Source organism: Enterobacter cloacae complex sp. IR5458 (assembly GCF_049238025.1).
Lineage (GTDB): Bacteria > Pseudomonadota > Gammaproteobacteria > Enterobacterales > Enterobacteriaceae > Enterobacter > Enterobacter kobei.
Genome location: NZ_JBMKIF010000016.1, coordinates 103,173 through 118,173 on the forward strand (window position 1 = coordinate 103,173; position 15,001 = coordinate 118,173).

14 protein-coding genes are annotated in these 15,001 nt (G+C 51.9%); all 14 read right to left on the reverse strand.

The genetic code is table 11. The features are described from left to right. Positions 1-16 precede the first annotated feature (16 nt). Complete coding sequence (gene lepA, locus ACOTYN_RS14595; RefSeq protein ID WP_014884847.1) at positions 17-1,816, reverse strand: translation elongation factor 4; 1,800 nt, start codon at positions 1,814-1,816, stop codon at positions 17-19. Between the two features lie 182 nt (positions 1,817-1,998). Beyond that, positions 1,999-2,322, reverse strand: coding sequence for a hypothetical protein (locus tag ACOTYN_RS14600; RefSeq protein ID WP_063163674.1), 324 nt, complete (start codon positions 2,320-2,322; stop codon positions 1,999-2,001). After that, positions 2,322-2,561 (reverse strand): hypothetical protein, encoded by a 240-nt coding sequence (locus tag ACOTYN_RS14605; RefSeq protein ID WP_332958085.1) that lies wholly within the window; start codon positions 2,559-2,561, stop codon positions 2,322-2,324. The genes ACOTYN_RS14600 and ACOTYN_RS14605 overlap by 1 nt, the downstream gene beginning before the upstream one ends. 106 nt (positions 2,562-2,667) lie before the next feature. Further along, positions 2,668-3,999: a phage tail protein gene (locus tag ACOTYN_RS14610; protein WP_332958083.1), complete on the reverse strand. Its 1,332-nt coding sequence runs from the start codon at positions 3,997-3,999 to the stop codon at positions 2,668-2,670. 61 nt (positions 4,000-4,060) lie between these two features. Then, positions 4,061-5,026: a DUF6453 family protein gene (locus tag ACOTYN_RS14615; protein ID WP_332958081.1), complete on the reverse strand. Its 966-nt coding sequence runs from the start codon at positions 5,024-5,026 to the stop codon at positions 4,061-4,063. 1 nt (position 5,027) lies between these two features. After that, positions 5,028-8,924 carry a phage tail protein gene (locus tag ACOTYN_RS14620; protein WP_332958078.1) on the reverse strand — a complete coding sequence of 1,299 codons (3,897 nt, stop codon included), beginning with the start codon at positions 8,922-8,924 and terminating at the stop codon, positions 5,028-5,030. A gap of 55 nt (positions 8,925-8,979) precedes the next feature. Continuing rightward, complete coding sequence (locus ACOTYN_RS14625; protein ID WP_332958076.1) at positions 8,980-9,579, reverse strand: tail assembly protein; 600 nt, start codon at positions 9,577-9,579, stop codon at positions 8,980-8,982. Next, entirely contained in the window at positions 9,567-10,298 is a 732-nt protein-coding gene (locus tag ACOTYN_RS14630; RefSeq protein WP_113472405.1) for a C40 family peptidase, read from the reverse strand. Before ACOTYN_RS14630 ends, ACOTYN_RS14625 begins: the two co-directional genes overlap by 13 nt. A gap of 12 nt (positions 10,299-10,310) precedes the next feature. Then, positions 10,311-11,081 (reverse strand): phage minor tail protein L, encoded by a 771-nt coding sequence (locus ACOTYN_RS14635; RefSeq protein ID WP_332958072.1) that lies wholly within the window; start codon positions 11,079-11,081, stop codon positions 10,311-10,313. Continuing rightward, the gene (locus ACOTYN_RS14640; RefSeq protein ID WP_332958070.1) at positions 11,081-11,431 is read right to left on the reverse strand and encodes a phage tail protein; all 351 of its coding nucleotides are present in this window, start codon (positions 11,429-11,431) and stop codon (positions 11,081-11,083) included. The genes ACOTYN_RS14635 and ACOTYN_RS14640 overlap by 1 nt, the downstream gene beginning before the upstream one ends. 78 nt (positions 11,432-11,509) lie before the next feature. Further along, positions 11,510-12,007 carry a type II toxin-antitoxin system death-on-curing family toxin gene (locus tag ACOTYN_RS14645; protein WP_332958068.1) on the reverse strand — a complete coding sequence of 166 codons (498 nt, stop codon included), beginning with the start codon at positions 12,005-12,007 and terminating at the stop codon, positions 11,510-11,512. Between the two features lie 10 nt (positions 12,008-12,017). Beyond that, on the reverse strand, positions 12,018-12,197 hold the full coding sequence (locus tag ACOTYN_RS14650; RefSeq protein ID WP_016156674.1) for a hypothetical protein: 180 nt from the start codon (positions 12,195-12,197) through the stop codon (positions 12,018-12,020). Between the two features lie 490 nt (positions 12,198-12,687). Beyond that, positions 12,688-13,098 carry a hypothetical protein gene (locus tag ACOTYN_RS14655; RefSeq protein WP_196345443.1) on the reverse strand — a complete coding sequence of 137 codons (411 nt, stop codon included), beginning with the start codon at positions 13,096-13,098 and terminating at the stop codon, positions 12,688-12,690. Positions 13,099-13,171: 73 nt separating this feature from the next. Further along, positions 13,172-15,001 (reverse strand): phage tail tape measure protein (locus ACOTYN_RS14660; RefSeq protein WP_421634758.1); only part of this gene is annotated, 1,830 nt, incomplete at its 5' end.

Sequence of the window (15,001 nt, forward strand, 5' to 3'; positions counted from 1 at the left end):
GCCAACTCCTTAAAGGTTATTTGCCGTCTTTACCAACATGAAGAATGGCAAGGAATGCTTCCTGTGGCAGCTCAACGTTACCGACCTGCTTCATACGCTTCTTACCTTCTTTCTGCTTCTGCAGCAGCTTTTTCTTACGACTGACGTCACCGCCGTAGCACTTCGCCAGAACGTTTTTACGGAGCTGTTTCACCGTAGAACGCGCGATAATGTGGTTACCAATGGCCGCCTGAATCGCGATGTCGAACTGCTGACGCGGGATCAGATCTTTCATTTTCTCAACCAGCTCGCGACCACGGTACGGCGCATTGTCGTTGTGGGTGATCAGGGCCAACGCATCCACACGCTCACCGTTGATCAGCACGTCCACACGCACCATGTTGGAGGCCTGGAAACGCTTGAAGTTGTAATCCAGGGACGCATAGCCACGGGAGGTAGACTTCAGGCGATCGAAGAAGTCGAGTACCACTTCCGCCATCGGGATTTCATAGGTCAGCGCCACCTGGTTACCGTGGTAGACCATGTTGGTCTGCACGCCACGCTTCTCAATACACAGTGTAATGACGTTGCCCAAGAACTCCTGTGGCAGCAACATGTGACACTCTGCAATCGGCTCACGCAGTTCGTGGATATTGTTCAGCGGCGGCAGCTTGGACGGGCTATCGACGTAGATCACTTCTTTCGAGGTGGTTTCTACCTCATACACAACGGTCGGTGCGGTGGTGATCAGATCCAGATCGTATTCACGTTCCAGACGCTCCTGAATGATCTCCATGTGCAGCAGGCCGAGGAAGCCACAGCGGAAACCGAAGCCCAGCGCCGTTGAGCTTTCTGGCTCGTAGAACAGGGAAGCATCGTTCAGGCTCAGTTTACCGAGCGCATCACGGAAGTTTTCATAGTCATCTGAGCTGACCGGGAACAGACCCGCGTAAACCTGCGGTTTCACCTTTTTAAAGCCTGGCAGCGCTTTATCTGCCGGGTTACGCGCACCGGTCAGAGTATCGCCCACTGGCGCGCCGAGGATGTCTTTAATGGCACAAACCAGCCAGCCTACCTCGCCGCATTTCAGCTCGGTACGGTCAACCTGTTTTGGCGTAAAGATACCCAGACGGTCGGCGTTGTAGACCTGTCCGGTACTCATCACCTTGATTTTGTCGCCTTTACGCATGGTGCCGTTTTTAATACGCACCAGAGAGACAACACCAAGGTAGTTATCGAACCAGGAGTCGATGATCAGCGCCTGCAGTGGGCCATCCGGGTCACCTTCCGGGGCCGGGATGTCACGCACCAGGCGTTCCAGCACATCGGTCACGCCCACACCGGTTTTCGCGGAGCAGCGCACGGCATCCGTCGCGTCAATGCCGACAATATCTTCAATCTCTTCCGCGACGCGTTCAGGATCGGCAGCTGGCAGGTCGATTTTATTCAGAACCGGCACAACCTCGAGATCCATTTCCATCGCGGTATAGCAGTTTGCCAGGGTCTGGGCTTCAACACCCTGCCCGGCATCGACGACCAGCAGCGCACCTTCACAGGCCGCCAGCGAGCGTGATACTTCATAGGAGAAGTCAACGTGGCCTGGGGTGTCGATAAAGTTCAGTTGATAGGTTTCACCATCAGCCGCTTTGTAATCCAGCGTAACGCTTTGCGCCTTAATGGTGATACCGCGTTCGCGTTCCAGGTCCATGGAGTCCAGAACCTGGGCTTCCATTTCACGATCAGACAGGCCACCGCAAATCTGGATAATACGGTCAGACAGCGTCGACTTACCGTGGTCAATGTGAGCAATGATGGAGAAATTTCTTATGTTCTTCATATGTATGAATTTATTTACTCGCTATGCGGATTAAATCTTCTTGATGGACACAGCGGTGGACACTCCACAGTAACTACCCCATCAACGACTGGCATGCATATTACACTGTAGCGCCCAAATCGTCAGCATACGATCTCCTGTTCATCGTGTGATAACGAGTGCCTACGGTTAAGCAATGAAAATTAAATTGTTGGGCAGTCATCATCGCCCAGCGCACGGTTGATGAAGAACGTCACTCTACCCAATACCTCAACTTCTTCCAGGGCAGACCCTTCGATCGCTTCGCCGTCGTCTGTTATGAGCGATCGTCCCATCAGCTTGGCAAACTGTGTGTGCCCGTCGCACAAAATCAGCAACACATCTCCTGGCGTCTTCATCACTACAGGCTCGATAACCGCGAATCCCATATCAGTTACAAGAACCCTGCTATCGGCACCTATGTTGCACAGATCTTCGGGAGTGAGCTGGCGCTCAACGTAATCGGCAGCCGGTGATGCAAACCCCATCAGTGGACCCTCCCCATGTTACGCAGGATCCAGTATCTGTTATCACTGCCGTCAGTTGTCTTATCTGCAAAACCGGGTTGATACCGCTCTATCCATGAGTTTGCTTCTGCACGGCTGAAGTGCCAGTTAAAACCACGCAACTTTTGTATGAAGCTGTCTGTTCTCAGGTAGCGGTAGCCCTTTGGGTTAAGCTCTATGGCCGCAATAAAGGCGGCTTGAATATCTGCATTTCGGGGCATAATCTGCACTCCCTTTATAACTGTGTTTATATACAGTAGTTTTAAATGAAATGCAGATCAATTTGGGTTCGCCTATTAATTTTTAAGGCTGAATTTCGGCAGGTTGTCACTGGAGTTCGAGAGAAGAACCGGAAACTTTGGTGTTCCAGATGCTATCCGCTGGCATATCAAGGCGAACATCGATCCAGCTGTTCGCCGGGACGTCAATCGGTTCACCTTTGGTTTTGATGACCTCACCTTCATCGCTCAGGATATATTTTCGCTTGAAAAGACGGATTGTCAGCTCGCCGCTATCGGTTTGTTCTGCCTCAACCACTCCCAACTCTCCCATGCCGCTAGGGTCCATTGGCGGCAGTAATTGCCAGCCTGATGAGGCAAGACCAGCCGAACCTGTCAGCACGTATACACCTACATCGAGTCGTGAAATGGTGATTCCTTCTGCTTCAGCATTAGCCGTCCCACAACCACACCAGGAGAAACCATCCTCCGCTATATCGGTGCGCTGGCAGGCTTCCTGGCTCGCTACGATACGGGCAACCGGTGATGCTGCTTTGATTGTTCCATCACTTGATTTTGTAGTATTGGCCGTGCCGTATAGCGTGTTCATGTAGTACGTCCCGTTTGCAAGCGCACTATCAGTTGTGGAAGCCACTTTGACATTTGCACTTGAAATATCAACAGAGATAAAGCTATGAGCATCAGCACAATATGAGTAAATACCTGCACCGTGCTTAAACGCTAATGGGGCATCACCACTGTTACGAGCAAACTGTGAACCATAGGTTTTGATAAGCCGCAGAAACCCTACACTGTCGTTGTTCTGGTATGTGTACCCCTGACCGCCAAGCCCATAGTCACCTGATTTCATCACGCGACCACGAGTTGAATCGTTATTACTCGTAGTTATGTCATAGGTCGCGCTACTTCCTAAACCGAGGTTTGAGCGAGCATCTGCGGCATTTTTCGCACCAGTGCCACCCTGGCCAACGCTGAGCGCGGTAGTCAGCCCGGAAAGGCTGGTAATGTCGCTGTTAGCCCCTTTCTTCGCCAGAGATTTTTGACCCGGCACGGTAACGGCTGTGCCGTTGATAGTGATGGTGACATCAGATGTCCCGTTCATTACATCAGCGAACCCGCTCATGTAACGCTGGTACATCGTGAAGGTTTCAGCGATGTCCTGTGCCAGACCGTCAACGCTCAGGCTGTCGCTCAGAAGAATGGCATATTTGGTTCCAGCAGGGATAGCAGGGTTAGCAGCTGGCGTAACGGTGAGAGAGGTTGCGCTTCCAATCGCGGTAATCTGGAAAACCTGCGCTGGGCTGGTCAGCGCGATAACAGTGCAGCCGTTACGAATAAGTGAGCCAGCTGCAGTGAAGTTTGTGCCGGTACCTGTAAGGGTATTTCCGCTAATGGCAATAGTGCCAGTGGTATAAATCATATTTTCTCCAGGAAATAAAAACCCCCGCCGGAGCGAGGGTGCATTTAAATGGTGATGTTTTTCAGACGTACATATCGGGAAGAACGGGAAGACTGAGGGGCGTTACCGTGTCATTACCAAAAATGGCATATTGTTCGCGCCCGAGATACTTGCCTCCCTGAACTGAAGCGTAACCATTCTGAATTTTTATACCGAACATTCGATACACATATACCCCGTTAACCTCATGGGTCATTAACCCAAACCTGCCCAGCGGAACATACCCGCTGCCTATGTTCACAGCGCTTTTAGAAGGCGACCAGAGTTGATTGAGGTATACGAAAGGTCGTTTTGTGGTTGAAAAGGTACAGGCCCCTGCAGCATTGAAAATATTAAGGCCGGTGCCAGGCTGCGGCGCTATGCCACTGGCGAAGATAACGATGTCTATCGTGCCGGTCGCGGGAGCGTCATCGTTCGTGGACGGAGGGCTGAAGAACCTGACCGTGTTACCGTCGAAGTCAATCGTGTTACCACTGTTACAGCGCCCGAAAACGACATACTTCGACTTGTCGTATCCTGCTATCGTGGGAACCGCCCATCCTCCGGTCGGAACACTAACGGTCCCCTTCCAGATACACTGCCCTGACTGAGTTGCATTGGTTATCGAGGTGAAGTCAGTACTGTCGCTGATAAGCAGGCCCACCCCGCTTCGCTGACCTGCCGGAAATATCTGCCAGACACTACCGGGAAAGGTATAGGTACTATCCCTCTCGCTTATACCCAGCGACTGCATTCTCGAATTTTGCGTAACCCTCCCACCAGAGATAGTGATGGAATTCATTTTATGCCACAGCCCTGAATCAACATAGGCAGTCGCATGCGGTATAAACAGCACCTGCGCTCCTGAAACATAACCAGCGATGTCCACATACTTTGCTTTCTGGTAGCCACTGTCAAAGCTGGCACCAAACGATGGGCACCTCAGACCTGCCGTTATCTCCATGCGCTTTCCGCCATCATTCAGATCAATCAGTAGTCCTCTTGGCATATTATGTCCATTCTCCAAGTACGATACGGCCGCCTCCGGTCAGGTTGATAGTGACACCATTGCTATCAATCACAGTCGCCTTGTTCGGTCCACTGAAGCCAAAGTTACCCGTTGTGGCGTAAAGTGCCCCACGGAAGGTGCCACTGTTAAACTCTGGTGAGCCATTTTTGGGAATACTCCAGCCCTTTGAGCCAGCCGCATAATCATTGGACTGGATGTAGTTACCGATCTTGGCGTTGCTGATGGTACCGTCCTGGATGAACGTATCCCGGATAAATGTCTGCCCATTCTGGATGACAAAAGGCAGAGTAACTGCGCCGCCAGCCTGACTCATCACAGCGAAGCGGTCAGCAAGGAACAGAACCTGCGGTTGCATGCCGGACGGCGTATTCTGAACACCAATGCCAATTCCTGCTGCGTACTGTTTGCCATTAGAATCAACAGCGACCTTGATGCTGTACATCGCATTCAGGTTGTTATTGATATCTGCCGACACCTGAGCGTTCGTGACAATTGCCGCTGACTGACCGTTAACCGTGACCTTTAGCGAATTGATTTGCGTAGCAGATGCCTGAGAGAAGTCCGCCATGGTTTTGGCAAAATCCGTCACGTTCGCGGTGTTACCACCTGCGCTGGAGTCCAGCGTTTTCAGCGATTCAGTAACTGCTTTGCTCGCATCAGCCATCACGTTATCAACGCGCTCAATACCGGCTTTGTTATCGCCATATTGCACGCTCAGGAGGTTGCGCTGGTTAACCTGCGCGAGCGTACTGGTGATCAGCGCGATAGCATTGTTCTGAATACCGCCGCTGGCAGTATCTGTCCTTGCTCCCAGTTCCTCCAGACGGGATGTCATTGATGAAGTCGTGTCGGTGACAACCTGTCGCAACGTGGTGATATCAGCAGTATTTTGCGAGCTGGCTTGTTCGGCCGCATCTGCCTTACCTGATGCAGCGTCAGCTTTACTCGAAGCCGAATCAGCTTTATCAGAAATGACCTGAGTACTCGCAGTGAGCTGGTCAACAGCAGTAGCCCTTGCCTGAGCTTCATCTGACAGAGCCTGCCTTACCTCGGTAACTCCCGCCTCGTTCTGCGCAGTTTTTGCCTCAAGACGGGTAACATCCGTAACGCGGGCTTCCGTCTCAGTGGCGATCACCTCCCGGAGCTGTTCGAATGTCGCAGAGTTAGCGCCCTGTTGGGCTGTCTGGCGCACGATAACATCGGCAATAGCCAGCGCGTTGCCGATGATTGCTTCTGCTGTCTGCTTATTCGAACCTACTGCTGCAGCCAGACCATCGGCGTTCTCCTTAATCGCGTCAGAAAGTTCGGCCAGTTTCTCGCTACTTTCTACGGCACTCTCAATCAGATCCTTGAATACCTCAGAATCTTTAATCTCCTCCAGGATCACATCGGTGATGTCGGAAACATCGATGCTCGCCTGACCCCGAACCCAGTCTGTATAGGCGCCATGATTTCCAATACGATCTACAAGCCTCGCCCGGTACCAGAACTCCTGCCCCGCCTTCAGCCCCATCTGCTGATAGAGTTTCTGAGGATACGGAACATCAGCCAGAAGCATCGGACTCGCACCGTCAGAGGTCAGGCTGTATTGCAGTTCTGTATTAAGCGTATCACCGGAATCAGCAGGGAATCCCCAGGTTACGTTGATGCCGAAAACAACATTATCCGTTGCAGAAAGACCAACCGGCTTAGGTACATTACCAGTGCGTCCTTTCAGATGCGTGAGAGCTGAAGTTGCCCATAGACTTGAGGCCCCGCCAGAGTTAATCGCGCGTACCCGGACCAGATAATCACCATCGAAGATGCCAGGCACTTCGATATTGCGAAGACCGGTCTCCGGTACGTTAACCCACTCATTGTCGCCGCGCTTCCACTGCACCCGATAGGCTATGACATCCGCCTGTGGTTTGCCGTTCTTGTCGACCGGCGCATCCCATGATGCCGTCAGGGTGGCCACTCGCTGCCCTTGGCGCACTGCGTCATAGCTCGCTACCACGATATTGGTCGGCTGGTTGACGAGGCCGGTTGGTATCAGACTTATTGGCGGCGTGTCCAGGCGGGCATTGTTATCGACCGCATCATATTTTGATGCGTTATATTCGGCCCCGGTGATTGTGAAGGTGTTTTCTTCATCATCAAATCTCAGGTTCGTAACGCGGAAGTATTGCAGGCGCAACTGCCCAGCATCGATGACGAATACAGCGTTGGGTAACGGCTCTGCCGTGAAAGGCGTGGCGACCACCAGCTGCGTGCCGTTTACGGCCTGGATCACCCTGCTTTCAACGGTACCGCCCTGTGTGCGGATCATCAGTGTGTCACCCGCAACGGCACTGGTACCCCGATCGGTTGTAACAGCCTTCAACCCGGCGTTATATCCGGTTATACGCCCGCCATAAACACGCCCTGAAAGGCGTTCGTCGGCAAATGCAAACACGGTACCCGGCACGTAGACATAGCCATCAAGCCCGGTCTGTAGCGTAATAATCCGGTCGAGTGAGTTGGAATACACCGCCCACCCGCCACGGCGCTGTGCTTCGCTCTCGCGCGTACAGCCGATTGCGGTGATCTGCGTCTGCTTAAACTTGAACTGCTTAACCAGGTCTGGGAACATCACCGCTGTTGTGCGGTCCTGATAGTGATTGTCAGGGTCGCTGAAGTTAATCAGCGCGCTGGAGAAGCGGGTCTTTTCACTGCCGCTCGAGTAAACCGGTTTGCCCACCACCGAAGCGCGGGTAAGGATTTGCAATTTCGACGTGTCCGCCGGCATGTCCGAGACAACATTGAACATGTTGTTGCCCCAGAACGTCATGCCATTGAACCCTGCGGCAATGTCCTTGATTACCTGCCACGCATCAGCCTGCGACTGGATATAAACGTCAAACATGAAGCGCGGCTCGGTACCGTCTCCCCCCTTCCCGTCAGGTACTTTCTGATCGCAACGCTGGGCGATACGGTAAAGCTCCCACTTATCCAGCATCTGCGCCGTGACGCGTCGGCCAAGTCCGAAACGCGGCTCAGTGAGCACATCGAACCAGATCCATGCTGGGTTATTCGTCCAGCCCCACTTAAACGTCCCGTCCCATGTGCCGCTATAGGTTCGGGCTATCGGATCGTAATTCGAAGGGATGCGGATAATGCGCCCCTTAGGTTTACAGGAAACCTTCGGGATATTGTTGAACGATTTGGCGTTGAACGACACATACAGCAGCGCCGTATGGGGATAACGCAGGCGCGCATCAATCACCTCAGTGATTGCCTGTACCTGCGTTTTATTCTGCAACATCTGGCTGGTGCTGTCGTCGGTGTCGCGTACCACGCGAATCTGCCAGCCCGTACTGGCTTTCGGAAGATTAATGCGATGGGTGAGTTCATAGAGCGAACTGAGCTTCTCTGTGACGGTTCTTGTCATGACCGTAGAGAACGCACCACCATCTACAGCAAGATCGATATGGTACTTTACGGTAGTGCCGACAATATCCCCGTCGTTTTCCTGCTGCTGCAAACCCGGAATACCAATGCGAACGAGCACTGCGTCAATCTGGGTGTTACTCAGCGCGCGCGTCCAGGGCGTAGCTTTTGTCAGCGATACGCCGACTGTAGTTTCGTTCTCCACTGCGGGGAAACCCGGGATCGGCGTCTGGGTCTGTGTGCCCGGCCGAAATTCCCAGGAAACGTTTTCAAAGTTCATCGTACCGTCGGCGTTTCCCAGCGGCGTACCGTCCAGGAAAATGCTGGTCGCATCCAGACCACCAGCAAACTCACCTTCCCCGAGCGCCAGCAGCATGCGGCAGCGCGCCATTGACTGCGCCGAATCAGGTTGTTCTACAGGTGTGTGCTGCTTCTGGCTGCCACCCTTTGCACCAGTGATCGCTTCCATATTACATCCATAAAAAAAGCACCCGACTGGGTGCTTGATATTCAGAAAGGAGTTATCAGATGTCTTCGGCGACTATGCCAGCGCTGATGATGGCGCCGCCAATCTCGCGGACGCCATAGAGAAGCGCGACCGGGTTTCCCATCGCAAGGGTATTCACTGAGCCACCAAAGGCATAAGAGGGCTTATTGTCAGGGTCGTCTCGCCCCTGTAACCCTTTGGGCTGGGGCGAAAGCATCTGGTAAATACCGCCGGCCATCATTGACGCGCCCGACATGATAAGTCCGGCCCCAAATGTCAAACCTGCGCCCATCCAGCCGGTAGCCACTCCAGTAATAACACCAGCAACAACCATTACGGCGCCGAGGATTGTCTGGAACATGCCGGCCTTCTTAGCACCTTCCATAACTGGCGCTATGCGAATATCGCTATCGCCTGCCAGCTCCTGGAAGTCCTGCACGCCTATGTTGCGCTTACCGCGAAACACCGCGAAGGTCATGCCATTTTTTTTGGCATTCATCAGATAGTCTTCCAGCCCGTCGAAGTTGATACACAGGGCTTTTACCGCTTCGGCAGATGTCTGCACTGCCAGTTTATGCACACGCCCGAAGCGGGCGCCAAGTGCGCCATACAGACGAATGGTGGTTAAACGCGCCATGGCTTAATCTCCTGTGGCAGGTCTTTGTGACGAACGCAGATCATTGTGCGGTCTTTGAAATAGCCTCGGGCATACGGGGTAATACATGAAGGCTGTCCGTAAAGGTGGTGGAGCAGTTCACCTTCTTCAGTGATGATCCCCGCGTGGTTCCACTTATCCGAATCAACCTGCATGATGACCATGCAGCCTGGCGCGGGGTCGCATTCGACAAACCCTTCCCGCTCCCAGTTTTCGAAATAGAGGTTGTCCGGGTACTGGCTTTCCCACCATGGGTAATCGACGCGAAAATCGTTCAGCGTGACGCCCTGAATGGCGTGCCAGTCCATAATCAGCCCCCAGCAGTCATTCGAGCCCAGGATGAACGGACGCCCAATAAGCGGCACCGCCTCCGGCATTATCTCGGCGTATTCATCGCTGTCAGGTGAGTAAATACCCCAGATCACGCCGGAGTTGTTGCACTGCTGGCGGTCCAGATCGGACGGAATAGGCCGGGCACCGTCGCCCGGGTGAGAGTGGATGACGCGAATAATCGTCCCGATATCTTCGGCGTTAGCCCAGTGCTCGCCGTCGATGCGAAAATGCTCTGTCGGATTTTCGTGCGTATTCGGCACGGGAATGTAGCGTTGGCGACGGCCAGACTGAATAACGAAGCCACAGCACTCACGCGGGGATTCCTCCAGTGCATGCGCCCGGATAGCTGTCATTATGGTTTTATTCATTGGTACGTCCGGTTATCGGGTGAAGAGAACGGTTGCCGGGAAGCCACCAAAATCGAGGATTGCCGCGTCAGGGTCTGCCAGGCCAGCGCCAAATCGTTTACGGCAGTCACTGAGACAACCGCCACACACATCAAGGGCAGGATCTGATACCGGATTCCCTTTCGCGTCGAAATATGCAGTGCCGTTATAGGTACATCCGTCGCCGCTACGGTATTGCCCGCGCAGCGCCCACTCGCAGAGGGAGGTGATTTGCCGTGTAGGAATGACCAGATTTTGCAAATCGGCCGGGCTGCTGAGTGACCAGGTAACTACCTCGTCGTCTTCGGAGGTTTTGGTGTCAAGCCAGAAGGTTTGAATCGTGAACATTGACGAATCAGCTGTAGGATTTACACCGCCAGCGTAATTCACGGCATCGAGATAAACCGCATAGGTATCGATAATGCTCACTTTGGCGTTAACCATATCCTTAAATTGGAGGCACAGCGCCGTGATATGACCGTCGAGGTTGGAAACGCTAAGAGACGGCTCCGCCGCCTGGTCTGTTGATAGCTCCAGGCCTGAAACCTGAAACGGCCAAAAATCGTAGGTATTGCCACCGAAGAAGATAGGCTTGGGTCCGAGCTTTTGTTCATCTCCATTGGCAGCATCAATTTCTTCCGGCGTATGGGGGAAAGGTGCGTAGTGGAAACGGTGGATCCCGCCACTGAACTCTGTGGCGTCAACTTCAACCAGGCGGACCCTGCCACCCGGCGCCAGCATCGCCGCCTGATCGACTAATGCCATTATGCGTACACTCCGTAAGCCCGTTTGATGGTGAACGTCAACTCAGCATATTTGCTGCTGATCTGAGTTTTACGAACCGAGTCGGCTACGACGCGGTAAAGTCCCTTCTCTTCGCCTGGCGGCGTAATGATGAAAGCTTTCACGGTATGAGCGAGGAGAAAATCACGAATCCTGTCCACTTCCGATTCTGCGCCTGTGTGCTTCATAGGGATCTGAATAGCCGTGGAGTTAATACCGTTATCGGCCACCTGCTCATAGCCATCACCGAACTGCGCCGCGCGCACCGTCTGGCTGTACTCAATCGCGCCAGCACCGAGTTGCGAGCGCCAGCTGTATGTTTCAACGGCCATATTTACTCCATAAAAAAACCCGCCGAAGCGGGTTATATAATTCAGTATTAGTCAGCAAAAAACCGCCTCTCAGCGGATTCAGTTGTTCGATATGATTCGGATGTAGTGTGAGGTTGCCACGAGAGCCTGTAGCGAATTTCCGCCAGTTGCACATAACGTTCTGGAATCGTACTCTCGAGACCAGTGGCATAACCAGTTTTCCAGGTCTTCCACTGAATAATCCTTACAAGCCAAACCCTCTGCGATGGTTACGACCTCATCACTAGGTGCTGTAAGCTCATATCCGTTCAGCAATAGGAATACGTAACCTGCCATCATGGCTGTGCGTTTGTTTGCATTTGCGAATGGATGATTCTGGATCAGGCTTTCAATTAGAACAGCAGACAGACGAAACATATCGTCTGTCTGCTCATAATATCGAATGGTACTTGGTCTGGACTGTGAAGAACTGAGGTTGTTCGGATTCAGCACGCCTATTGGTTCATTTGGCGTCTGAGTCTCGATCAGAGACCTGTTGATGTAAACGATATCGTCAATGGAAAGATAATTGACTCCTTCAACATACTCTATCGTCATCCGTTTCTACTCAGACCTTTGAAAGTTCTTCCATCGCCTTCTCATAACGAGCAAACCCAAACTCAAAGGCGTTTTTAACTTGACCAGTGTGTGAACATGCTTCGCTGATCGCTGCACGAGGTTTCGCCACCGTGGATTTGTCACGAGGCGGAATGTACAAGCGATCTGCCTTTTTTAATGCGTGACCCATGATTATCACCCTCATGCACGTTAGGCAGTGCTTTCTCAAATTGTAGGATGTAAACACATCCAAAGATTTCATGACCACTTCAAGTGGTTGAGGACAATTTAATACCATTCGTCATATTTGAGCAATGGGCGTATCGCTCAAGATCCATTCACGTTCGACGAACTTAGAGGCGGCCACTTTGCAAGTTAAAGGCATTTTCGCAGAAGTTACCCCTCAGGTAATAGTAAACTATTGTCACGTTCTCAGGAGATAGGCTGGGCCTATGATCCGGTTGAAGAGTTCAAGAAGGCCATAAATAGCACTTTTTGCACAAAATGCATGGCTTAGTTGGAATGCATGACACCAAAGATTGCTGTAGTATTTCGCCCCCTCAGAAAGCGGGCGCTCGCATTTTAACCGCATATACCACCCTAACAACAAAAAGCCCCGCGTGTGCGAGGCTCGAATTCGAGTGGTGATCGTTGTGGTGGTTAGTCGGCTCTACATGAGTTCATTCGGATGGCGTGGTGCCGCAGCGGCTGACATAAGAGTTTCCATCTAGATCTATCCACGATTCATCTCTTCCATCGGGATAAATAGCTTTCTCACCTACTTCATAACTCACGCCTTTGGAAAACATCCCTTTCGGGGTCATCTTTAGATGAACATAAAAAGGATGATATCCAACATACGCACCAAACCCATTTTTGCCAGCGACTCTGCCACATACGAAACCACTGACAACATCCCCGGACTCCTGGTTTTTGTCCATGTTGAACCTGACCATTTTAAACTTGGCGCTATCCGGGTCCATCAACCCATTTGCAATTTCTTGCTGCCCAAGTTGAAGTGCTTTTTCCTCTGAAGGTTTACACGCAGCAAGTGCGATGCAGGCTAAGCTTAAGCAAATAATTTTTTTCACAATCATCCCCTGACTATCATATTTTTTCTAATAATAACCAGGGGATATGAGAATGTAACGCGATGAGCTGATATTACTTTTTCACAAACCTCCCGCCGATAGCCCCATCATCCCTGATGGCTCGGATGATGCCTTCCTGTACGTATTGCTTCATCCTCTCCGCTAGCGCCCGGGCTGCCGCATCTCCCCCCCCGCTAGTATTTGTTGTCGCGTTACCTTTGTTATCGACATAGATATCCACGTTGATTTGATGCCCAGAACCACCAGCACCATCAGCCCTCACACCGAGACGCCCCGCAGAATCACGAGTTAGCGGCATGATTGCTTCAGCTCCAGCCTCTGCGAAGACTCCGCCTTTCGCAAACTTAGATGCGCCCTGGAAGGTGAAATACTGAGGAGTATCGTAAACACCGTTCACATACTTACCAAGGCCAGGAGAGTCATAGACGCCACCTTTAGCATTGAAAGTTATGCCAGCAGCGGCGTTTGCATATGATCCACCTGGAGTGCTGCCACCGCCAATGCCACCGCTTATCCAGCCCATTGCGGCCTGTACTGCATAGGCAACCAGTAACCGGTTGGTCACCTCGGCGATCATCTTTAACATGGATTTGGTGAATTCTTTGAGGCTGGCAGTTCCAGTTGTGACCAAACTGGTCAGCATGTCGGAAAGGCCACTGAAGGTGGATCCAGCAACGTTACGCATTGCTTCGAATGTGTTAGTTGCAGAATCCGCATAATCAGCCCATCCGCGCTTTGCTCCAGCCTGCCAGTTACTGCGAAGTTCGTCTTCCTTCCGGTATGTCTCTTCCTGCTGAGCCAAAACTTTTTTTTGCGCGTCAGGATTGAAGGCATAGGTCTCAGACAAACGCAGACGTGTTGCCGCCCGCTCAGCCTCCCTGGTTGAAGTCCCTGCAGCTGCCGCATCAATTTCTGCTTGCTTAGCTGCCTGCTGCTGAGCAAATTTGGTCGCCTGATCGGCAAGAGAATTCAGTTTCTGCTGCCTTGCAATCTGATCGCCCAATGCTGCATTAATATCAGCCTGCGCGAGAAGTTTATCCTTATTGGCGAGCAGTGATTTCTCATCAATGGTAAGCGCACGGCCTTTTGGATCATTTGCCGTTGCCTCGAGAATACTGATTTTGGATATCAGTTCCCATTGCTGCTTACGTTGCTGACTGATTACATCGTTAATATCACGATGTTCTTGAAGCGTTTTTAGCTGCGCTTGCAGAGCTAAAGTCTCAGCATTGTAAGTGTCGGTTGAGCGATCACCTGCAGACACCTTAACGGCTGGGGTTTTGGGCGTTTTATTTTGGTGAAACTGCTTGTTTATCGCGTCAACTGCCTGTTGGCGTTGTTGATCACTCCATTTATCAGGAGCGAGTGCGACATTTTTCCATAATTCAGAAAGGGCTTTACTGCGTTTCTCTTGCCAGGTGGCAGATTGCTCGAGGATACGGTTTCTATAAATCAGCGCATCGGTGCGCTTATTATCAACCTCTATACCTTTTTGAACAGAAACATTGATATCTTCCTGAAGCTGTGCGGCTTGCTGAAGTGGCCCTATCTGAGCCTTCAAAGCGCTTATCGCAGATAATTGTGCTTTCCTACGAGCGTCATACTCCTGATCATTACTGCTCGTATCATAGCTGTACCCATAGCCTTGGCGCTGCCTTTCTGGAAGCAGTGCCTTTTCTCGCTCAGCCAGCTCTGCCTGCATTTTTCGAAGCATATCATTTGGAGCGTCAGGGCGACCGATATTCAGAAGCTCGTCCCACATCCCCTTGAGAGCTTTACTGACGCTACCAGCAGCCCTCTCGATTAACCCCATATTGTCGAGGTGACCTGCTCCCCGTTGATTAGTACACCCCGATGTTAGTAATGTCTTCATAAGCCACAT

What these genes read in the sequence shown, in the direction of transcription:
- ACOTYN_RS14635 (WP_332958072.1), bottom strand. Translation starts at nt 11,081, where the DNA reads ATGGCATTAGTCGATCAGGCGGCGATGCTGGCGCCGGGTGGCAGGGTC.
- ACOTYN_RS14625 (WP_332958076.1), bottom strand. Translation starts at nt 9,579, where the DNA reads ATGGCGCGTTTAACCACCATTCGTCTGTATGGCGCACTTGGCGCCCGC.
- ACOTYN_RS14605 (WP_332958085.1), bottom strand. Translation starts at nt 2,561, where the DNA reads ATGCCCCGAAATGCAGATATTCAAGCCGCCTTTATTGCGGCCATAGAG.
- ACOTYN_RS14645 (WP_332958068.1), bottom strand. Translation starts at nt 12,007, where the DNA reads ATGACGATAGAGTATGTTGAAGGAGTCAATTATCTTTCCATTGACGAT.
- ACOTYN_RS14600 (WP_063163674.1), bottom strand. Translation starts at nt 2,322, where the DNA reads ATGGGGTTTGCATCACCGGCTGCCGATTACGTTGAGCGCCAGCTCACT.
- lepA (WP_014884847.1), bottom strand. Translation starts at nt 1,816, where the DNA reads ATGAAGAACATAAGAAATTTCTCCATCATTGCTCACATTGACCACGGT.
- ACOTYN_RS14615 (WP_332958081.1), bottom strand. Translation starts at nt 5,026, where the DNA reads ATGCCAAGAGGACTACTGATTGATCTGAATGATGGCGGAAAGCGCATG.
- ACOTYN_RS14650 (WP_016156674.1), bottom strand. Translation starts at nt 12,197, where the DNA reads ATGGGTCACGCATTAAAAAAGGCAGATCGCTTGTACATTCCGCCTCGT.
- ACOTYN_RS14610 (WP_332958083.1), bottom strand. Translation starts at nt 3,999, where the DNA reads ATGATTTATACCACTGGCACTATTGCCATTAGCGGAAATACCCTTACA.
- ACOTYN_RS14630 (WP_113472405.1), bottom strand. Translation starts at nt 10,298, where the DNA reads ATGAATAAAACCATAATGACAGCTATCCGGGCGCATGCACTGGAGGAA.
- ACOTYN_RS14640 (WP_332958070.1), bottom strand. Translation starts at nt 11,431, where the DNA reads ATGGCCGTTGAAACATACAGCTGGCGCTCGCAACTCGGTGCTGGCGCG.
- ACOTYN_RS14620 (WP_332958078.1), bottom strand. Translation starts at nt 8,924, where the DNA reads ATGGAAGCGATCACTGGTGCAAAGGGTGGCAGCCAGAAGCAGCACACA.